This window comes from Promicromonospora sp. NPDC023805 (assembly GCF_040639635.1).
Taxonomy (GTDB): domain Bacteria; phylum Actinomycetota; class Actinomycetes; order Actinomycetales; family Cellulomonadaceae; genus Promicromonospora.
In genome coordinates this window covers 1-19,500 of record NZ_JBFAAH010000044.1, presented here as the reverse complement: position 1 = coordinate 19,500, position 19,500 = coordinate 1, and the positions used below count along the sequence as shown (strand labels likewise).

The window sequence follows — 19,500 nt, the reverse complement described above, 5'->3', positions numbered from 1 at the left end:
CCCGCTACTTCTTCGGCTGTCCGACGGCGGTGCCGGCGCCGGTCGGCTCCTTCGCCTCGATCTCGTCGTGCTTACCGTGCGAGTGCGCCGCCGCCAGCTCGGCGGGCGTGACGGGTGAGACGCGGTCCTCGTAGAAGAACTGGGACAGCCGCTGCCAGCGGCGCTCGGACCGATAACCCTTGCGCCGCACGCCCCGAGCGTCGGTGAGCGGCGCGATCTCCAGGGGTGCGGGCGACTGGTAGTTGACGCGCAGCCAGCGCTCCTCCTCGTCGAGCGGGGTGTGCACCTCGACGTACTCGCCGTTGGCGAACCGCACGATGCGGCCGGACTCGTGCCCGTGCAGCACCAGCTCGCGGTCCTTGCGCTGCAACCCGAGGCACACGCGCTTCGTCACCCAGAACGCAGCGACCGGCCCGACGAACAGCAGCACCCGCAGCACCCACGTGATCGCGAAGATGTCGAGCGAGAAGTGCGTGGCGATCAGGTCGTTGGTCGCGGCCAGAGCACAGACGACGAACGCGACGAGCAGGGCGACGCCCATCCCGGTGCGCACCGGCCGGTTGCGGGGGCGGTCGAGCACGTGGTGCTCGCGGTGGTCGCCGGTGACCTTGGCCTCGATGAACGGCCAGCCGAACAGCAGCGTGAACAGGATCCCCGGGACGATCAGTGCCGGGATCAGCAGGTTCATGCTCAGCGTGTAGCCGCCGATCACCCACTCCCAGCCCGGTCCCGGCATGAGCCGCAGGGCGCCGTCGACGAACAGGATGTACCAGTCCGGCTGGGTGCCCGCCGAGACGGGCGACGGGTCGTAGGGACCGTAGTTCCACACGTTGTTGATCGCCATCGTGGCGCCCATCAGGGTCAGCACACCGGCGATGATGAAGAAGTTGCCGGTCATCTTGGCCACGTACACCGGCAGTGCGGGGTAGCCCACCACGTTCTTGTCGGTACGGCCGCCGCCCGGGTACTGGGTGTGCTTCTGCAGCACCATGAGGAACAGGTGCAGGGCGATCAGGGCGATCAGCAGGCCGGGGATCACGAAGATGTGCAGGGTGAAGAGCCGCGGGATGATGTGGTGCCCGGGGAACTCGCCGCCGAACACCAGGAACGACATGAACGAGCCGATCAACGGGATCGACTTCACGACGCCGTCGATGATGCGCAGACCGTTGCCGGACAGCACGTCGTCGGGCAGCGAGTAGCCGGTGAAACCGGCGGCGAGCGCGAGGATCAGCATGATGGCCCCGACCAGCCAGTTGACCTCGCGCGGCTTGCGGAACGCACCGGTGAAGAAGATCCGGAACATGTGCAGCACGATGGACGCCACGAAGATCAGGGCCGCCCAGTGGTGGATCTGCCGCATGAGCAGACCGCCGCGCACCTCGAACGACATCTCCACCGTGGAGTGGAAGGCCGCCGACATGAGCTGCCCGTGCACGTTGGCCGGGTGCTCACCCTCGTAGCGCACCAGCGCCATCGACGGATCGAAGAACATCGTCAGGAAGAATCCCGACGCGATCAGCACGACGAACGAGAACAGGGCGATCTCGCCGAGCATGAAGGACCAGTGGTCCGGGAAGATCTTGCGCGCGAACTCCTTGACGAGCATGCCGATGCTCGTGCGCTGATCCAGATAGTCGGCGACCTTGCCAACTCCGGTAGGACGCTGGTGCTTTGCCACGTCGTCACCCCTGAGGTAGGAGATACGCGCCTGCTGCTTGACCGTGCCTCTCCAGTAGACACCGATCCGGGCGTACCTTTCCACCTCTGACGACGAAATAGCCGGACGATCCCTGACACGACAGATCCGGCGCACCCACGGGGATCTCCCCGTGCGGTGCGCCGGATCTGGTCAGGCGATCAGACGGTCAGACCGCGTCAGGCCGACGCGACGATGAGACCAGCGGTCTGCGTCTTGGCGCGGGCCAGGCGCTCGGAGACATTGCTCCAGGACACCAGGTTCCACCAGGCCTTGATGTAGTCCGGGCGCACGTTGAGGTAGTCGATGTAGTAGGCGTGCTCCCAGCAGTCCAGCATGAGGACCGGGGTGAGCGCGAAGGGGATGTTGCCCTGCTGGTCGAACAGCTGGACGACGACGAGCTTCTGGCCGATGGAGTCCCAGGCCAGGACTGCCCAGCCGGAACCCTGCACACCGGCGGCGACAGCGGTGAAGTGCGCCTTGAACTTCTCGAACGAGCCGAAGTGCTCGTCGATCGCGCTCGCGATGTCGCCGGTGGGCTCACCGCCGGCCGCGGGTGCCATGTTCGTCCAGAAGATCGAGTGGTTGATGTGACCACCGAGGTTGAACGCGAGGTCCTTCTCGATCTTGTTGACGTTCGCCAGGTTGCCCGTCTCGCGGGCCTCCTCGAGCTGCTCCAGGGCAGTGTTGGCGCCCTTGACGTACGTCGCGTGGTGCTTGGAGTGGTGCAGCTCCATGATCTTGCCCGAGATGTGCGGCTCGAGCGCGGCGTAGTCGTAGGTCAGGTCAGGGAGCGTGTAAACAGCCATTGCTGAGGTACCTCCAGGATCGGTCCGCACACCGGACGGTGCGCAGGGGAAGACGCCGCCTCGGTCGTGCGCCTGTGTGGTGCCCGCCGGGACGGCAATGGCCTGTGTCCCCGGCCGCATTCGCGGACCGGGAGGCACAGGCCATCGCTTGGTGTCGCAGGTCGCTCAGTGCTCCCGCGAGGTGGTTCCTGCGCCGGCCTCGACGGCCTGGCGCTCGGATCCGGTCAGCTCGTCGTGCTCGCCGTGCGAGTGCGCGGCCTCGACCTCCGCCGGGCTGACAGGTGCGACGCGGTCCTCGTAGAAGAACCGGGACAGACCCTGCCAACGCTTGTCGGAGCCGTAGCCCTTGCGCTTCACACCACGCGCGTCGGTCTTCGGGGCGATCTCCAGCGGAGCCGGCGCCTCGTAGTTGACCCGCAGCCAGCGCTCCTGCTCGTTGAGCGGAGTGTGGACCTCGATGTACTCACCGTTCGCGAAGCGGACGATGCGGCCCGACTCGTGGCCGTGCAGCACGAGCTCGCGGTCCTTGCGCTGCAGCCCCAGGCAGATGCGCTTGGTGATCCAGTACGCGAACACCGGCCCGAGGAAGAGCAGGAAGCGGAAGACCCACGTGATCGCGTTGATCGACAGCCCGAAGTGCGTGGCGATGAGGTCGTTCGACCCGGCCAGGGCCAGGATGATGAACGCCGCGAGGAACGCGACCCCGAGCGCGGTCCGCGCCGGCTTGTTGCGCGGGCGGTCGAGGACGTGGTGCTCCTTGTCGTCCTGCGTGACCCGCGCCTCGAGGAACGGGTAGACGATCAGGAACGTGAACAGGATGCCCGGGATGACCACCGCGGGGACCAGGACGTTGAGCGGGAGCGTGTATCCGAAGATGACCCACTCCGTGCCCTGGCCCGGCATCAGCCGCAGCGAACCCTCGAGGAACAGCATGTACCAGTCCGGCTGCGCGCCGGCGGACACCGGCGACGGGTCGAACGGTCCGTAGTTCCAGACGTTGTTGATCGACATCGTGGCGCCCATGAGCACCAGCACGCCGGCGACGATGAAGAAGTTGCCGGTCATCTTGGCCACGTACACCGGGAGCGCCGGGTAGCCGACCACGTTCTTGTCGGTACGGCCGCCACCGGGGTACTGGGTGTGCTTCTGCAGCACCATCAGGAAGAGGTGCAGCGCGATGAGGGCCAGCAGGATGCCGGGGACCACGAAGATGTGGAGCGTGAACAGGCGGGGCACGATGTGGTGGCCCGGGAACTCGCCGCCGAAGACGAAGTACGACAGGGGCGAGCCGATCAGCGGGATCGACTTGATCACGCCGTCGGTGATGCGCAGACCGTTGCCGCTCAGCACGTCGTCGGGCAGCGAGTAGCCGGTGAAGCCGGCTGCCAGGCCCAGGATCATCAGGATGATGCCGACGATCCAGTTGATCTCACGCGGCTTGCGGAACGCGCCGGTGAAGAACACGCGCATCATGTGCACCACGATCGAGGCCATGAAGATCAGGGCCGACCAGTGGTGGATCTGCCGCATCAGCAGACCGCCACGCACCTCGAACGACATGTCGAGCGTCGAGGCGAACGCGACGGACATGAGCTGCCCGTGCATGTTGGCCGGGTGCTCGCCCTCGTAGGTCTCGAGCGCCATGGAGGGCTCGAAGAACATCGTCAGGAAGAAGCCCGAGGCGATCAGGACGACGAACGAGAACAGCGCGATCTCGCCGAGCATGAAGGACCAGTGGTCCGGGAAGACCTTGCGCGCGAACTCCTTGACGGCCATGCCGATGGAGGTGCGCTGATCGAGGTAGTCAGCGGCCTTGCCGACTGTCGTCGTCGGCTTGGCCGGTGCCTCGCGCTTGGTGTCGTGGGTCGCGGTGCTCACTTCAGACGCTCCCAGAAGCTCGGGCCGATGGGCTCGGCGAAGTCGTCCTGCGCGATGAGGTAGCCATCGGAGTCGACAGTGATGGGCAGCTGCGGCAGCCGGCGGTTGGCCGGGCCGAAGACGACCTTGGCGCTGTCCGCGATGTCGAACGTCGACTGGTGGCACGGGCACAGGAGGTGGTGGGTCTGCTGCTCGTAGAGCGCCACCGGGCAGCCCACGTGCGTGCAGATCTTCGAGTAGGCGACGATGCCCTCGTGCGACCAGGTCTCGCCCTCAGGGGACTGGTCGGTCCGGAGGTCCTCCGGGTTGAGGCGCACCATCAGCACGACGGCCTTGGACTTCTCAGTGATCCAGTCGTGCGTCCCGCGGTACTCCTCGGTGGTCTCCGGGACCACGTGGAAGACCGAGCCCACGGTGACGTCGGAGGCCTTGATCGGCCGACCCGAGGGGTCGATCGCGAGGCGCATGCCGTTCTTCCACATCGTGTGCTTGAACTTGGAGATGTTCCAGTCGCCGCCCACGGAGCCGATCAGCGGCACCGCGAGGGCGAGCGGGAACAGCGCCAGTGCACCGAAGAACGCGCCCTTGAGCACGCCGCGGCGACCTACGACGCCCGAGTCCTCGAGACCCTCGTTCAGGTCCCTGATCGCGATCTCGCGGTCCTCGCCCTGCGTCGCGAGCGTGTGCCGCTCCTGGACGAACTCGCGGTCACCCATGAGCGCCTTGGCCCAGTGGATGCCCGCGATGCCGATGCCGAGCAGCGAAAGAGCCAGGCCGAGGCCGATGAGCAGCGTCGACAGCCGGACGCCCGCCGTCGTGCCGTCCGGCGGGACCATCACGTAGGCGACGATCGAGCCGATGGTGCCGAGGATCGACAGCACGAAGAGGATCGTGACGGTCCGCTCCGCACGCTTCGCCGCGCTCAGGTCGGTATCGGTGAGGCGGTGCTTGTGCTCCGGGACGCCCGGGTCGGGGAACCGGTCGGCGGGCCCTACTGCGGTGCCTGCCTCAGGGGCGACCGTCACGTCCTTGGACGTGTCGGCTGGGGGGTTCTGGTTGTCGCTCACGAGGACTTGGCTCCGATCCACACAGCGGCGCCGATGAGCAGGCCGAGGCCGATCGCGAAGGCCCAGAGGCCCTCGGACACCGGCCCGAGAGCGCCGAGCGCGTTACCGCCCGCCGAACCCTCCCGCTGCTCGACGAGGAACGAGACGATGTCGCGCTTCTCGTCCGGCGTGATGTTCACGTCGTTGAACACCGGCATCGACTGCGGGCCGGTGAGCATGGCCTGATAGATGTTCCGCTCCGACGTCTCCCACAGCGCGGGGGCGAACTTGCCCTCCGACAGTGCGCCGCCGGCGCCCACGGCGTTGTGGCACATGGCGCAGTTGGTGCGGAACAGGGCCATGCCGTTGGAGGGGTCACCCTCCGCGGCGTCGACCTGCTGGTCCGTGGGGATCGCAGGACCGGCACCCATCGAGGCGACGTAAGCGGCAAGGGCCGCGGTCTGCTCCTCGTTGAACTGCGCGGGCTTCTCCAGCGCCTGGGGGCCGTTCATCTGCATCGGCATACGACCGGTCGACACCTGGAAGTCGACGGCGGCGGCGCCGACGCCCACCAGGGACGGCACGCCGTCCCTGCCCTCAGCGTTCGCGCCGTGGCACGTCGCGCAGTTGGCCTGGAACAGCTTCTTACCGGTCTCGATGTCCGCGGTGCTGACGGTCTCGGCGTTAGCCGTGCTCGGAGCCAGGGCGGCATAGATGCCACCCGTGGTCAGCAGCGCCAGCAGCAGGAGCACGACCGGCGCCAACCGGTGGTGCCTGCGGGCGGCGAGTGCCTTCACGAAAATGTCCTCGTCTCGCTTTGAGTGTTGAGCTTCTCTGTCTTGAACCTATGCCACCGCACGTGGCCACGTCGCACCCGCGCTCGGGGCGCAGGCGCTACGAGGTCACTGCAGCAGGTAGATCACCGCGAACAGCGCGATCCACACCACGTCGACGAAGTGCCAGTAGTAGGACGTGACGATCGTGGTGGTGGCCTCGTGGTGACCGAAGCGCTTGGCGGCGAAGGAGCGGCCGAGCACGAAGAGGAAGGCGATCAGGCCGCCGGTCACGTGCAGGCCGTGGAAGCCGGTGGTCATGTAGAAGACCGAGCCGTAGGCGCTGGACGAGATCGTCAGGCCCTGGTGGACCAGCTCGGTGTACTCGAAGATCTGACCGCCGATGAAGAAGGCGCCCATCACGTAGGTCATCGTGAGCCACTCGTGCATGCCCCACGTCCAGAACTGGTACAGCTTGCCGGAGCGCGACGGCTTGAACTGCTCTGCCTTGAAGACCGCCCACTGGCAGGTGAAGGAGGACAGCACCAGGACGATCGTGTTGATCGTCGAGAAGGTGATGTTCAGCTTGTCCGCCTGCAGCGCCCACTCCTCGGCCGGCATGGTCTGCCGGACCGTGAAGTACATCGCGAAGAGCGCTGCGAAGAACATGAGCTCACTAGCGAGCCAGACGATCGTCCCGACCGAGACCGGGTTCGGACGATTGACTGTCACGTGCTGGTGTGTGGGGGTGGCTGCAGCCGTTGCGGTCGACACGACAGCCATTATGGCCGACGTTCGAGCGTCCCGAACAACGGAGAGCCAAGGACGCTCGCGTCGAATCTCACAAAGTCCTTCCAACGCCCTACCTGCGGCGTCTCTTGCTGACGCGATTCCACAGAGTGCCATGAAAAGAGCACGGACAAATCTGCCGCGACGGCGGGGACTGTGCCACGATCGACGCATGACCGGCATGACGACGGATGTGACCAGCGCAGGTACGAGCGGTACTGAATCCGGTATTGAATCCGGCATCAAGTCCGGCGGGGCGACGTCCAGCCCGCGAGTCCTCCTGTACAGCGACGACCGCTCCGTGCGTGAGCAGGTCCGACTCGCCGTCGGACCGCGCCTGCACGCGGGCTCGCCCGACATCGAGTGGGTGGAGATCGCCACCCCCGCCGCGGTGGTGGACAAGGCTGACAACGAGACGTGGGACCTGCTCGTCCTCGACGGTGAGGCCGACCAGACCGGCGGCATGGGGCTGTGCCGCCAGCTCAAGAACGAGATCTACGAGTGCCCTCCGGTACTCATCCTCACTGGCCGGCCCGCGGACAGCTGGCTGGCCTCGTGGTCCCTGGCCGACGGCGTGGTGTCCCGCCCGCTCGACGCCATCAAGGTCCAGGAGGCAGTGGCGAAGCTCCTTGCGGTCTCCGGGGCGGGTACCGCGTGAACCTCGAGGCACCCACCTGGTCCGGCCTGCTGTCCGGGCTCATCACCGGCACCGACCTGAGCCAGGCCGAAGCCGCGTGGGCGATGGACCAGGTGATGACCGGCGAGGTCTCCCCCGTCCAGCTCGGCGGCTTCCTCGTGGCGCTGCGCGCCAAGGGCGAGACCGTCGAGGAGCTCGCCGGCCTGACCGAGTCCATGGTCCGGCACGCGACCCGGATCGACGTGCCCGGCCCTTCGGTGGACATCGTCGGCACGGGCGGCGACCGCGCGCACACCGTGAACATCTCCACTATGGCGTCGGTGGTCATCGCGGGCACCGGCCTCCGCGTGGTGAAGCACGGCAACCGGGCGGCCTCGTCGTCGTCGGGCAGCGCGGACGTGCTGGAGAAGCTCGGCATCCGGCTGGACCACACCCCCGAGCGCGTGGCGCGGATCGCGCGCGAGGCGGGCATCACCTTCTGCTTCGCGATGGTGTTCCACCCGTCGATGCGCCACGCGGGAGTCACCCGCAGGGAGCTCGGCGTGCCGACGGCCTTCAACTTCCTGGGCCCGCTCACCAACCCGGCCCAGCCGCGCGCGGCCGCCGTCGGCTGCGCCGACGCGCGGATGGCCCCGCTGATGGCGGGCGTGTTCGCGGAGCGCGGCAAGTCCGCGCTGGTGTTCCGCGGCGACGAGGGCCTGGACGAGCTCGCGGCCACCGCCGGCTCCACCGTGTGGGAGGTGGCCGACGGCGCGGTCACTGAGCACCGGCTCGATCCCGTCGCCGACCTGGGGCTCACCCGTATCAAGGTCGAGGACCTGCGCGGGCAGGACGCCGCCTACAACGCGGCGGTCGCCCGAGCCGTCTTCGCCGGAGAGGACGGGCCGGTTCGCGAGACCGTGCTGCTCAATGCGGCCTCCGGCCTCGTCGCCGACGGCACCCTGCCGGGCACCGGAGCCGACTCGGGGACGCTCGTCGAGCGGCTCACCGCCGGGATCGGCCTCGCTGCCGAGGCCGTGGACTCCCGAGCGGCGCAGGCCACGCTGGAACGCTGGATAGCCGCCAGTCGCTGACCGAGCCCCGCCGAGGTAGAACCTTGGCGAGACAGAACTGCCGCGAGGTAGAACACGAGCATTGCGCTCAGGTTCTACCTCGCTGCAGTTCTACCTCGGCAGAAGGGGCTCAGTGCGAGTGGATACCGCGCGAGTACTCGAAGACCCAGCCCACGAGCGCGATGATCGCGACGCAGAAGCCGATGTAGAGCACCCACCAGCCCACGGCCAGGCCGAGGAAGCAGATCGCGGCGGAGCTGGCGATCGCCAGCGGCCACCAGCTCCAGGGTGCGTAGACACCCTGGTCGCCAGCGGCGTCCTCGATGTTGCCGTTCGGGTCGTCCTCGGGGCGAGCGTCGATGCGCCGGGCCGTCAGGGCCAGGTACGCGCCGATCATCGCCACGAGGCCACCGACGAGCGGCATACCCAGGTAGCCGACGGGCTCGGCCCAGTCCGTCATGAAGCCGTAGACCACACCGGCCAGGACGAAGAATGGCGTGCCCCAGAGGAACAGCCTGCTCTCGATCTTCACTTGCTGGTCCCCTCGTCCGGCGTGTCCACGATCGTCGTGCTGCTCTGGCCCGACTCGCCGCCGTCGCCGGCCGCGCGCTGCTGGGCCTGAGTTTCCTGACCGCGCCGGTCGGCCTCGCCGTAGATGTTCTCGAGCACCCCACGGTCGCGGGCGTAGTCCGGGTGCTCCATCGCGACGACCTCAGGGTGGTGCAGGTCGAACGCCGGCGACTCCGAGCGGATGCGCGGGAGCGACGCGAAGTTGTGCCGGGGCGGCGGGCAGGACGTGGCCCACTCCAGGGAGCGGCCGTAGCCCCACGGGTCGTCGACCGTGACCTTGGGCGCCTTGCGCCAGGTGACGTACACGTTCCAGAGGAACGGCAGGGTCGACGCGGCGAGGATGAACGCGCCGATCGTGGACACCTGGTTCTCCCAGGTGAAGCCCTCCTGGGGCATGTAGTCCGCGTACCGACGCGGCATGCCCTCGACACCCAGCCAGTGCTGGATGAGGAACGTGGTGTGGAAGCCGATGAACAGCAGCCAGAAGTGCCACTTGCCCAGGCGCTCCGACAGCATGCGGCCGGTCATCTTCGGCCACCAGAAGTAGAAGCCGGCGAACATCGCGAACACCACGGTGCCGAACACCACGTAGTGGAAGTGCGCCACCACGAAGTACGAGTCGGACAGCTGGAAGTCCAGGGCGGGGCTCGACAGGATGATGCCCGTCAGGCCGCCGAAGAGGAACGTCACGAGGAAGCCGATGGACCAGAGCATCGGCGTCTCGAAGGTGAGCTTCCCTCGCCACAACGTGCCTATCCAGTTGAAGAACTTCACACCGGTAGGCACCGCGATGAGCATCGTCATGAAGGCGAAGAACGGCAGCATGACGGCGCCGGTCACGTACATGTGGTGCGCCCAGACCGTCACCGACAGCGCGGCGATGGCGATGGTCGCGTACACGAGACCGTTGTAGCCGAAGATCGGCTTGCGGCTGAACACCGGCAGGATCTCGGACACGATGCCGAAGAACGGCAGCGCGATGATGTACACCTCGGGGTGCCCGAAGAACCAGAACAGGTGCTGCCAGAGGATGGCGCCGCCGTTCTCCGGGTTGAAGATCTGCGCGCCGAGGCGACGGTCCGCGCCGAGCGCGAACAGGGCGGCCGCCAGGGGCGGGAACGCCATCAGCACGAGGAGGCTGGTGATCAGCGTGTTCCACGTGAAGATCGGCATCCGGAACATGGTCATGCCCGGCGCGCGCATCGTGATGATCGTGGTGATGAAGTTGACCGCACCGAGGATCGTGCCGAAACCGGCCAGCGCTAGACCAAAGACCCAGAGGTCACCACCTAGGCCCGGACTGTAGGTAGTCGTCGACAACGGCGCGTAGGCGAACCAGCCGAACGACGCGGCACCCTGCGGGGTCAGGAACCCGGCCACCGTGATGAGGCCGCCGAACAGGTACAGCCAGTAGGCGAACATGTTCAGGCGGGGGAACGCGACGTCGGGCGCACCGATCTGGAGCGGCATGATCACGTTCGCGAAGCCCGCGAAGAGCGGGGTGGCGAACAGCAGCAGCATGACGGTGCCGTGCATCGTGAACAGCTGGTTGTACTGCTCCTTGCTCTGCACGAGCTGGATACCCGGCTCGAAGAGCTCCGCACGGATCAGCAGGGCCATCAGGCCGCCGATGCAGAAGAACAGGAACGACGAGATCAGGTAGAGGTACCCGATCGTCTTGTGGTCAGTGGAGGTGATCCACTTGATGACGGTCCGGCCGAGCGTCTGTCGTCCGGGCGCCAGGCCCGGGATCAGCTCGGTCGTGGTTGCTGCGGCCATCAGTGCTCAGCCTCCGGTTCCTCGGTATCGACGGGACCCTGCGTACGGGCGAGGTCCATGCCCAGTGCGCCGGTCTGGCCCTTGGCCGCGAGCTCCGCCATGTGGGCGTCGTACTCCTCCGCCGAGACGACCTTCACGTTGAAGAGCATGCCGGAGTGGAACTCACCGCAGAGCTCCGCGCACTTGCCGGCGTAGGTGCCCTCACGGGTCGGCGTGACCTGGAACTTGTTGGTCCGCTGCGGGATCATGTCCTGCTTGTACAGGAACGCGGGGATCCAGAACGAGTGGATGACGTCGCGCGAGTCGAGCGTGAACTCCACCGTCTCGTTGACCGGCAGGTAAAGCGTCGGGAACGACTTCGAGGTGCCGATGGCACCGTCGAGCTCGTCGTCCTTGGTGACGCTGCCGGGGTCCGCCTCGTGCTCGCCGTAGTCGTAGACATCGGCGTCGAGGTAGTTGAAGTCCCAGCTCCACTGCTTGCCGATGACCTGGATGTGCTCGGTCGCGGTGCCGTCGACCCTGTTGATCTCGGTCACGTCCCGGTCGGTGTACCAGAACAGCACGAGCACCATGATCAGCGGCACGGCCGTGTACATGAGCTCGAGCGGCAGGTGGTAGCGCGTCTGTATCGGGAGCTGGTGGTCTTCCTTGCGCTTCCGGTACGCCGCGATGCACCACAGGATCAGGCCCCATGTCACGATGCCCACCAGTAGGGCAGCGATCCACGAGCCCACCCAAAGATCGGTGATGCGCGCAGTCTGGTTAGTCACCTCCCCGTCGCTGTAGCCGGGCAGGTATCCGCGCTGGACGGATTCGCTTGCGCAGCCGGTAGCCACAACTGCGACAGCGACGGCTAGAGCCGACGTACGCAGGATGGCCCGACGGGTGCGGGTAGGTGCCTTCGAGTGCAAGGGAGGCCTTTCACGTCTCGTCCGGCGCGTCGCACCGGTTTCCTCCCGAGCTCCACGCAGAACCTTCGTCCTCGATGGGATGCAGCCTAGCGCGCTCCGGGGCCTGATGATGCCCCGAGGAGGGCCCGGGGGACGTGACGCACTCCGCACCCGGTGCGCCCATCCAGGCTGTTCAGGACATGCGCGCAAGTCGTGTCAGAACAATGGTGGCGGCGGGCCGGTCCGCGCGGGTGCGAGGATCAGGTGGACGACTCAGGAGCAGGAGGACGTGTGAGCCACGCCACCCCCGGTACGCCCGACCGGGTGCATCTCGACAACGGCGGTCGTGCCCCGTGGCACCCGCTCGCCCGGCAGGCGTTCGAGCAGGCGCTCGGCGACGGGTGGGCCGATCCGCGCCGGCTGCACGCCGAGGGCCGCCGCGCCGCCCGTCTCCTCGACGGCGCCCGCGAGGCGGTCGCAGCGGTGCTGGGCGCACGGACCCAGGAGGTCCACTTCACGCCGAGCCACACGGCCTCGCTGCACACGGCCGTCGCGTCAGGGGCCGCTGGTCGACGACGTGCCGGCACCGCGATCGTGACCAGCGCCGTCGAACGGTCGGCGCTGCTGCAGGCAGCCGCGCACGCAAACTCCCCCGTCCCGGTCGACCGGCTCGGACGGGTGGACGCCGACGCGATGATCTCCGCGGTCCGGGCGCCGGGCGTCGCGCTGGCCGCGCTGCAGCACGCGAACGGCGAGGTGGGCACCGTCCAGCCCGTCGAGGCGGTGCACGACGCCGCCCGCGCGGCCGGCGTCCCGCTCCTGGTCGACGCGGGTGCGAGCGTCGGGCACGTGGCGGTACCGGGGGCCTGGGACCTCCTGGCCGCCGATCCCGCCGACTGGGGCGGGCCCGCCGGGGTCGGGGTGCTCGCCGTCCGGCAGCGGGTCCGTACCGCGCCCGTGGGACCGGAGGACGAGGATCCCTGGGCGCCTGGCGGCGTCAGCGTGCCGCTCGCGTTCGCCGCCGCGGTGGCGCTGCAGGCGGTCGAGGCGGACCGGGCAGCGCAGGAGACGAGGCGCCGGCAGCTCGTCGAGCGGCTGCGGGCAGAGGTGTCCCGCATCCCCGACGTCGAGGTGGTGGGCGATCCGGACGGCCGGCTCCCCCACGTCGCGACCTTCTCGTTCCTCTACGTGGACGGCGAGGCGCTCGTGACGGAGCTGGACCGGCACGGGTTCGCCGTCGGCTCCGGTTCGGCGTGCACCTCGAGCACGCTGGAGCCCTCGCACGTGCTGGCGGCGATGGGCGTGCTCACGCACGGGAACGTGCGAATCGCCCTGGACCGCACCACTACCGCCGACGAGGTGGACCGCTTCTGCGCGGTGCTGCCCGGAGCGGTGGCTCGCGTGCGGGAGATGCTCGGCGTGGGCGGCCTCTGATGACCGGCACGCTGGTGGACGCGAGGGGGCTGCGCTGCCCGATACCGGTGATCCGGCTGGCGGCCGCCGCGAAGGGGCTGCCGGCGGGCACCGAGCTGACCGTCCTGTCGACCGATCCCGCCGCGAAGCTGGACGTGCCCGCGTGGTGCCGCATGCGCGGGCACGAGCACGTGGCGACCCACGAGCACGTGACTGATTCCGGCGGGAGCGACTGGACCGGCTGGTCCGTCACGGTCCGCCTGACCTGACCGGAACGGCCTGACCCGGAACGACCTGCCCTGGAACGAGCTGGACGAGAACGAGAAGGGGCCGGTCACCGTGAAGGTGACCGGCCCGCTCTCGTGCGACGTGTTGCCGACGCAGAGCTCAGATCAGGAGAACGACCCGCCACAGGCGCACGCGCTGCCTGCGTTCGGGTTGTCGATCGTGAAGCCCTGCTGCTCGATGGTGTCCTTGAAGTCGATGGTGGCGCCCTCGAGGTACGGCACGCTCATCTTGTCCACGACGACCTCGACGCCGTCGTAGTCGCGCAGCGCGTCCCCCTCGAGCACACGCTCGTCGAAGTAGAGCTGATAGATCAGCCCGGAACAGCCGCCAGGCTGCACCGCCACACGGAGGCGCAGGTCGTCGCGGCCCTCCTGCTCGAGCAGGCTACGGACCTTGCCCGCGGCGACGTCGGTGACGGCGACGCCGTGGGTCCCGATGTCCGTGGTCGTGTCGGTCATGTCATCTCCCGATCGTGTTCGACATACCGGTAGTCGATGTCTCAGCGGTGCCAACCCATCGGGCCGTCCGTCTGTTCCCGTCGCCGGTCTGTTCTCAGATCGTACGCCCACGGACCGGCCACGCCCATCACCGTCCGGCGGTCAGCGCGCCCAGCCCGGCGTCCAGGTCCTGGCGATGCGGGTGACGTCTCCGTCGGCCGCCTCGTGCACCCCGCTGAGGCCCGCCGTCGACCATTCGCGCCTGCTCACCTCGCTGCGGTCCGTGATCACGACGACGGGAACGGCGTGCGGGGCGGCGGCGGCCGCGGCCTCGACCACCACCCCGCGGTGCAGCCCCTCGCCGTCGAGCCGCGTGACGTACGCCACGACCACGTCGGCCCGTGCGGCCGCTTCCGCGAGGACAGCGCCTTCGCCGCGGGGCAGGGCGGACGGCGCGGGGCCGGGCGCGCTGGGGCCTGGCCGGTCGGGCCCGACGGCGAGCGGCCCGACGGCGTCCGGCCGCCCCACCGGGATCGCCGTGCCGGCCAGCAGGACCCCGCCGCCGGCGCCCGTGCCGTGACCAGGCCCGGTGGCCTGCGGGCCGCTCGGCCCCGGCCCTCCGGCGGACGAGGAGGCAGCGCCCGGTACCCGCACCTCGCGGGCCGTGGCGGTGGCGTGGGGCGCGGCGGTGCGCCACGCGGAGGCGAGTCGCTCGGCGTCGGGCAGGGTCTCGGCAAGCAGCAGCACGTGCACGGACGCATCGTGACACCGTCCTGTCTGGCTGTCACCACCGCGTGTCATGATGGTGACCGTGAGCACCCTGCTGGCTGAACACCCCGGTTTCTCCGAGCCTGCCCCGTCCCCGCTGCTGCTGCTCGGCCAGGGCCGTGACCTGGCCTCCGAGCGTGGCGTGGAGTGCGTGGGCGAGCTGCCCGCACCGAGCGACCCGAACCTCGTCGAGCGGGCCCGTGCGGCGCGCGCCGCCCTGGGCAGCCGGGCGTTCGTGCTCGGGCACCACTACCAGCGCGACGAGGTGATCGACTTCGCCGACGTCACCGGCGACTCCTTCAAGCTCGCGCGCGAGGCCGCTGCCCGCCCCGAGGCGGAGTTCATCCTGTTCTGCGGGGTGCACTTCATGGCCGAGAGCGCGGACATCCTCACCTCGGACCAGCAGCAGGTAGTGCTGCCCGACCTCGCGGCCGGCTGCTCCATGGCGGACATGGCGGCGATCGGCCAGGTCGAGGAGTCGTGGGCGGTGCTGCAGGACGTCGGCATCGCGGACTCGACGATCCCCGTCACCTACATGAACTCGTCGGCCGCCATCAAGGCGTTCACCGGCCGCCACGACGGCACTGTGTGCACGTCGTCCAACGCCGAGGTCGCGCTGCGCTGGGCGTTCGACCAGGTGGGCGGGATCGACGGCACCGGCAAGGTGCTGTTCCTCCCCGACCAGCACCTGGGCCGCAACACCGCGGTCCTCGCGCTCGGGATGTCGCTGGACGACTGCGTGGTCTTCGACCCGCGCAAGCCGAACGGCGGGCTGACCGACCAGCAGCTGCGGGACGCCCGGATGATCCTGTGGCGCGGCCACTGCTCGGTGCACGGCCGCTTCTCGGTGCAGAACGTCACCGACATCCGCGCGGCGGTCCCCGGCGTCAACGTGATGGTGCACCCCGAGTGCAAGAACGAGGTAGTCACGGCCGCCGACTACGTGGGCTCCACCGAGTACATCATCAAGCAGCTCGAGGCCGCCGAGCCCGGCTCGTCCTGGGCGATCGGCACCGAGCTGAACCTGGTGCGCCGGGTCGCAAAGGCCCACCCGGACAAGAACGTGCACTACCTCGACTCGACGGTGTGCTTCTGCTCCACCATGAACCGCATAGACCTGCCCCACCTCGTGTGGGCGATGGAGTCGCTAGTGGAGGGACGCATGGTGAACCGGATAGTCGTGGACGCCGACGACGCCCACTGGGCCCGTGTGGCGCTCGACCAGATGCTGGCCCTCCCCGGAATCTGACACGGAATCTGACACGGAGCGAGCACATGACCGGTAACGGCGGGCTGCGCATCGGGATCTTCGTCTTCGACGGAGCGGAGGAGCTCGACGTCGTCGGGCCCTTCGAGGTGTTCGCGGAGTGGGGCTCCCACTCGCAGGAGCTACGGCCGTCGGTGAGCACGTTCTCCTGGGACGGCTCCGGGGTACGCCTCGCGAAGGGCCTGCGGATCCTGCCGGCGCACGGCGCGGACGACGTCGGGCCGCTGCACGTGCTGATCTACCCGGGTGGCCTGGGTACCCGACCACTGATCGCCCAGGCCGGGCACCTCGAATGGCTGCGCCAGATCCGCAAGCAGACCCCGGTCATGGCGAGCGTCTGCACGGGCGCGCTGTCGTTCGCGGCCGCGGGGCTGCTCTCAGGACGGCCGGCCACCACGCACCGCGACTACTACGACGAGCTCGCGGAGCTCGACCCGAGCATCCTCGTGGACACCGAGGCGCGGTTCGTGGACGACGGCGACGTGGTCACCTCCGCGGGCGTCGCGGCGGGGATCGACATGGCCCTGCACCTGGTCGAGCGGCTGGAGTCGGCGGACGTCGCCTGGGCCGTGCGGCGCGAGATCCAGTACCAGGCCGACTGACCGGACAGGTGCGCAGCGGGCCCGCACGAGGCGTCTGGTAATACCGGTACCTGATACTGCCAGTTCCCGGTATAACCTTCGTCGCATGGCTCGCATGTTCCAGCTCACCCGGACCGGACTCTTCCCGCGCAAGGCCCGCCCCGGGCAGACCCTGCTCGACCCGTCGGTCACCCGGATGCGCGTCGGGCTGCTCGACCTCGACTCGAACCTCCACGTCAACAACGGCACCTACCTGCAGATGATGGACGTGGCCCGGAACAACCAGATCGCCGACCTCGGCATGTTCCCGGTCGCCCGCCAGAAGGGCTGGGCGCCGGTGGTCGCGGCGTCGACCATGAAGTACCGCCGGTCCCTGCGGCCGTTCGAGCGGTTCGAGATCACCACGCGGATCATCGGCTGGGACGAGCGCATGTTCTACCTGGAGCAGGTGTTCACGCGGGACGACAAGCTGTACGCCCGCGGGATCGTCGCCAGCCGGTTCCTGGACCGCAAGGGCAACCGGATCTCGGCCCTCGACGTCGTGCGGGACGCCATGGGCCAGGACCTCGCCTCCCCCGAGCTTCCCGAGGACGTCGCGGCCTGGGCCCGCGCGATGGATGTCGCACCGCGCGAGCCCTCGACCATGAGCAAGGGCTAGAGCTAGAGCCCCTCGCCGACCTTCGTCAGCAGCAGGGCCTCCGCCAGGACCACCTTCTGCAGCTCGCCGAGGTGCACCGACTCGTTCGCGCCGTGCGCCCGCGAGTCCGGGTCCTCGACACCGGTCACGAGGATCGCGGCGTCCGGGAAGACCTCGAGCAGGTCCGCGATGAACGGGATCGACCCACCCACGCCGACGTCGACCGGCGGCGTGCCCCACGCCTCGGCGAACGCGGCGCGCGCCGCGCGCATCGCCGCCGTGTCGCCGGCCGCGAGGAACGGCTTGCCCTGCTCACCGGTCCGCCAGGTGACCTGCGCGCCGAACGGCGCATGCTTCGCCACGTGCTCGGCGAGCGCCGCGTCGGCCGCCACCGGGTCCTGCCCCGGGGCGAGGCGCAGCGAGATCTTCGCCGTGCAGCTCGGGGCAATCGTGTTCGACGCCTCGGCGACCGACGTCACGTCCATCCCGATCACGGACAGCGCGGGCTTGGCCCACAGCCGCCCGGAGACCGTGCCGGTCCCGGCGAGCGAGACGCCGTCGAGCAGCGACGAGTCCGCGCGGAACGCGGCCTCGGAGTAGTCGACCTCCGGCTCCGGCGCGGCGACCAGGCCGTCGATCGCCACATCGCCCGCCTCGTCGTGGAACGTCGCCACCAGGCGGGACATCAGGGTGACGGCGTCCAGCACCGCACCACCGAACATGCCGGAGTGCACGGCGTGCTCGAGGACCTTCAGCTCGACCACGCCGTCGACCAGACCGCGCAGCGACGTCGTGAGGGCTGGGACGCCGACGCTCCAGTTCGTGGAGTCGGCGACGACTATGACGTCGGCCGCCAGCAGCTCGCGGTGCGTCTCGAGGAACGCACGGAACGACGGCGACCCCGACTCCTCCTCACCCTCGAGGAAGACCGTGACGCCGACCGGCAGGTCCGCGCCCTCGGGCAGGCCGAGCGCACGCAGCGCGCCCAGGTGAGCGATGATGCCCGCCTTGTCGTCGGCGGCGCCACGGCCGTAGAGCCGCTCGCCCACCTGGGTGGGCTCGAACGGCGCGGTGTCCCAGGTCGCGGGATCACCCGGCGGCTGCACGTCGTGGTGCGCGTACAGGAGCACGGTCGGCGCGCCCTCGGGCGCCGGCCTGCGCGCGACGACCGCGGGTGCGCCCGGCGTCCCGTCGGGCCGCGGCGCGGACAGGATCTGGACGTCGGGCAGGCCGGCGTCCCGCAGGAGCTGCTCGGTCGCTGCGGCGCTCGCGGCGACGTGCGCCTGGTCGAACGCAGCTGCCGAGACGCTCGGGATGCGCACCAGCGCCTCGAGATCGGCCTGCAGGGCGGGGAACAGCTCGGCGACGCGGGCGCGGAGGGCCGCGGTTGTATCGGAAGTCACCGCCCCACGTTAACGGCTCGCAGCGGGGCACTGCCGCGACCGATTAGGCTGGGGAGGTGTTCTCCCGCAGCAAGACTCCGACACCCGACGGCGTGACCCCCGTGGGCGACTCCCCCGACGACGTGACGCCCGCGTCCGCGACGACGCCGGACAACGCCCCGAAGAAGGGGCGTCCGACCCCCAAGCGCAACGTCGCGCAGGCCGCGAACAAGCGCCCCCTCGTCCCGAACGACCGCAAGGCGGCACGCAAGACGCAGCGCGAGAAGTCGCGCATCGACCGCGAGCGCGCCTACCAGGCGATGCAGACCGGCGACGAGAAGTACATGCCCGCCAAGGACAAGGGCCCCGTGCGCCGGTACGTGCGCGACTTCGTGGACGCGCGCTGGAACCTCGGCGAGTTCTTCCTGCCGGTCGCGTTCATCTTCCTGTTCGCGACGTTCTTCACCTCGCAGTACCCGCAGCTCAGCATCGTCGTGATGCTCGGCCTCTACGGGTTCCTGTTCCTGACGATCATCGACGCGTGGCTCCTGTGGCGGTCGCTGAAGAAGCGCCTGACCGCGAAGTTCGGCGAGGTGCAGCGCGGTCTCCTGATGTACACGATCACGCGTGCCTACCAGCTGCGCCGTTCGCGGCTGCCGAAGCCGATGAGCAAGAAGCGCGGCAACTACCCGGAGTAACTCAGCTTGCCGGACGGTGGTTGTCAGACGGCGCCGCACGTGTCAGACGTACAGGTCACCAGGGTGACCTGTACGGGTCGCCGAGCAGCAGTAGCCGCTGAGCGGAC

Annotated in this window: 20 protein-coding genes; 8 read left to right on the top strand and 12 right to left on the bottom strand. The window is 68.9% G+C overall.

The window, feature by feature from the left end; genetic code table 11:
• Positions 1–4: 4 nt before the first annotated feature.
• The 6 genes from AB0F70_RS26440 to AB0F70_RS26415 form a co-directional block, all read right to left on the bottom strand.
• A complete protein-coding gene (locus AB0F70_RS26440; protein ID WP_357455943.1) occupies positions 5–1,681 on the bottom strand; it encodes a cytochrome bc complex cytochrome b subunit in 1,677 nt (558 codons plus the stop codon).
• Between the two features lie 197 nt (positions 1,682–1,878).
• Entirely contained in the window at positions 1,879–2,508 is a 630-nt protein-coding gene (locus tag AB0F70_RS26435; RefSeq protein ID WP_357455940.1) for a superoxide dismutase, read from the bottom strand.
• Between the two features lie 165 nt (positions 2,509–2,673).
• The gene (locus AB0F70_RS26430; protein ID WP_357455937.1) at positions 2,674–4,386 is read right to left on the bottom strand and encodes a cytochrome bc complex cytochrome b subunit; all 1,713 of its coding nucleotides are present in this window, start codon (positions 4,384–4,386) and stop codon (positions 2,674–2,676) included.
• Entirely contained in the window at positions 4,383–5,453 is a 1,071-nt protein-coding gene (locus tag AB0F70_RS26425; RefSeq protein ID WP_357455934.1) for a Rieske 2Fe-2S domain-containing protein, read from the bottom strand. The genes AB0F70_RS26430 and AB0F70_RS26425 overlap by 4 nt, the downstream gene beginning before the upstream one ends.
• Positions 5,450–6,229: a c-type cytochrome gene (locus AB0F70_RS26420; protein WP_357455931.1), complete on the bottom strand. Its 780-nt coding sequence runs from the start codon at positions 6,227–6,229 to the stop codon at positions 5,450–5,452. The genes AB0F70_RS26425 and AB0F70_RS26420 overlap by 4 nt, the downstream gene beginning before the upstream one ends.
• A 105-nt stretch (positions 6,230–6,334) precedes the next feature.
• Positions 6,335–6,988, bottom strand: a complete 654-nt coding sequence (locus AB0F70_RS26415; protein ID WP_116676037.1) for a heme-copper oxidase subunit III — start codon at positions 6,986–6,988, stop codon at positions 6,335–6,337.
• A gap of 178 nt (positions 6,989–7,166) precedes the next feature.
• On the opposite strand from AB0F70_RS26415, the gene AB0F70_RS26410 reads away from it, so the two are divergent.
• Together AB0F70_RS26410 and trpD are read left to right on the top strand one after the other, a co-directional pair.
• Complete coding sequence (locus AB0F70_RS26410; protein WP_357455927.1) at positions 7,167–7,652, top strand: hypothetical protein; 486 nt, start codon at positions 7,167–7,169, stop codon at positions 7,650–7,652.
• On the top strand, positions 7,649–8,704 hold the full coding sequence (trpD, locus tag AB0F70_RS26405) for an anthranilate phosphoribosyltransferase (RefSeq protein WP_357455924.1): 1,056 nt from the start codon (positions 7,649–7,651) through the stop codon (positions 8,702–8,704). Before AB0F70_RS26410 ends, trpD begins: the two co-directional genes overlap by 4 nt.
• A gap of 109 nt (positions 8,705–8,813) precedes the next feature.
• Here the strand turns inward: trpD and AB0F70_RS26400 are convergent, their stop codons facing one another.
• The 3 genes from AB0F70_RS26400 to coxB are packed head-to-tail and all read right to left on the bottom strand — an operon-like array spanning position 8,814 to position 11,943.
• Positions 8,814–9,215 (bottom strand): cytochrome c oxidase subunit 4, encoded by a 402-nt coding sequence (locus tag AB0F70_RS26400; RefSeq protein ID WP_357455921.1) that lies wholly within the window; start codon positions 9,213–9,215, stop codon positions 8,814–8,816.
• Complete coding sequence (gene ctaD / locus AB0F70_RS26395; RefSeq protein WP_357455918.1) at positions 9,212–11,032, bottom strand: cytochrome c oxidase subunit I; 1,821 nt, start codon at positions 11,030–11,032, stop codon at positions 9,212–9,214. Before ctaD ends, AB0F70_RS26400 begins: the two co-directional genes overlap by 4 nt.
• Positions 11,032–11,943 (bottom strand): cytochrome c oxidase subunit II, encoded by a 912-nt coding sequence (gene coxB / locus AB0F70_RS26390; RefSeq protein ID WP_357455915.1) that lies wholly within the window; start codon positions 11,941–11,943, stop codon positions 11,032–11,034. The genes ctaD and coxB overlap by 1 nt, the downstream gene beginning before the upstream one ends.
• Positions 11,944–12,213: 270 nt before the next feature.
• Between coxB and AB0F70_RS26385 the strand changes: the two genes are divergently transcribed.
• Positions 12,214–13,356: an aminotransferase class V-fold PLP-dependent enzyme gene (locus AB0F70_RS26385; protein WP_357455912.1), complete on the top strand. Its 1,143-nt coding sequence runs from the start codon at positions 12,214–12,216 to the stop codon at positions 13,354–13,356.
• On the top strand, positions 13,356–13,604 hold the full coding sequence (locus AB0F70_RS26380) for a sulfurtransferase TusA family protein (protein WP_357455909.1): 249 nt from the start codon (positions 13,356–13,358) through the stop codon (positions 13,602–13,604). The genes AB0F70_RS26385 and AB0F70_RS26380 overlap by 1 nt, the downstream gene beginning before the upstream one ends.
• 123 nt (positions 13,605–13,727) lie before the next feature.
• Here the strand turns inward: AB0F70_RS26380 and erpA are convergent, their stop codons facing one another.
• Both erpA and AB0F70_RS26370 read right to left on the bottom strand, forming a co-directional pair.
• Positions 13,728–14,081, bottom strand: coding sequence for an iron-sulfur cluster insertion protein ErpA (gene erpA / locus AB0F70_RS26375; RefSeq protein WP_357455906.1), 354 nt, complete (start codon positions 14,079–14,081; stop codon positions 13,728–13,730).
• Between the two features lie 141 nt (positions 14,082–14,222).
• Positions 14,223–14,813, bottom strand: coding sequence for a hypothetical protein (locus AB0F70_RS26370; RefSeq protein WP_357455903.1), 591 nt, complete (start codon positions 14,811–14,813; stop codon positions 14,223–14,225).
• Positions 14,814–14,862: 49 nt separating this feature from the next.
• On the opposite strand from AB0F70_RS26370, the gene nadA reads away from it, so the two are divergent.
• The 3 genes from nadA to AB0F70_RS26355 all read left to right on the top strand — a co-directional run bounded on the left by nadA (position 14,863) and on the right by AB0F70_RS26355 (position 17,334).
• Positions 14,863–16,077: a quinolinate synthase NadA gene (nadA, locus tag AB0F70_RS26365; RefSeq protein WP_357455965.1), complete on the top strand. Its 1,215-nt coding sequence runs from the start codon at positions 14,863–14,865 to the stop codon at positions 16,075–16,077.
• A gap of 26 nt (positions 16,078–16,103) precedes the next feature.
• Entirely contained in the window at positions 16,104–16,697 is a 594-nt protein-coding gene (locus tag AB0F70_RS26360; protein ID WP_357455900.1) for a DJ-1/PfpI family protein, read from the top strand.
• A gap of 94 nt (positions 16,698–16,791) precedes the next feature.
• Positions 16,792–17,334, top strand: a complete 543-nt coding sequence (locus AB0F70_RS26355; RefSeq protein ID WP_357455962.1) for an acyl-CoA thioesterase — start codon at positions 16,792–16,794, stop codon at positions 17,332–17,334.
• A gap of 2 nt (positions 17,335–17,336) precedes the next feature.
• Here the strand turns inward: AB0F70_RS26355 and AB0F70_RS26350 are convergent, their stop codons facing one another.
• On the bottom strand, positions 17,337–18,716 hold the full coding sequence (locus tag AB0F70_RS26350) for a dipeptidase (protein ID WP_357455897.1): 1,380 nt from the start codon (positions 18,714–18,716) through the stop codon (positions 17,337–17,339).
• Positions 18,717–18,772: 56 nt separating this feature from the next.
• Here AB0F70_RS26350 and AB0F70_RS26345 point away from each other — a divergent pair, with 56 nt between their 5' ends.
• On the top strand, positions 18,773–19,393 hold the full coding sequence (locus tag AB0F70_RS26345) for a DUF3043 domain-containing protein (protein WP_357455894.1): 621 nt from the start codon (positions 18,773–18,775) through the stop codon (positions 19,391–19,393).
• Positions 19,394–19,500 lie beyond the last annotated feature (107 nt).

Coding starts and splice junctions, on each gene's coding strand:
- AB0F70_RS26435 (WP_357455940.1), bottom strand. CDS start 2,508: ATGGCTGTTTACACGCTCCCTGACCTGACCTACGACTACGCCGCGCTC.
- AB0F70_RS26415 (WP_116676037.1), bottom strand. CDS start 6,988: ATGGCTGTCGTGTCGACCGCAACGGCTGCAGCCACCCCCACACACCAG.
- AB0F70_RS26410 (WP_357455927.1), top strand. CDS start 7,167: ATGACCGGCATGACGACGGATGTGACCAGCGCAGGTACGAGCGGTACT.
- ctaD (WP_357455918.1), bottom strand. CDS start 11,032: ATGGCCGCAGCAACCACGACCGAGCTGATCCCGGGCCTGGCGCCCGGA.
- AB0F70_RS26380 (WP_357455909.1), top strand. CDS start 13,356: ATGACCGGCACGCTGGTGGACGCGAGGGGGCTGCGCTGCCCGATACCG.
- erpA (WP_357455906.1), bottom strand. CDS start 14,081: ATGACCGACACGACCACGGACATCGGGACCCACGGCGTCGCCGTCACC.
- nadA (WP_357455965.1), top strand. CDS start 14,863: ATGGTGACCGTGAGCACCCTGCTGGCTGAACACCCCGGTTTCTCCGAG.
- AB0F70_RS26360 (WP_357455900.1), top strand. CDS start 16,104: ATGACCGGTAACGGCGGGCTGCGCATCGGGATCTTCGTCTTCGACGGA.
- AB0F70_RS26355 (WP_357455962.1), top strand. CDS start 16,792: ATGTTCCAGCTCACCCGGACCGGACTCTTCCCGCGCAAGGCCCGCCCC.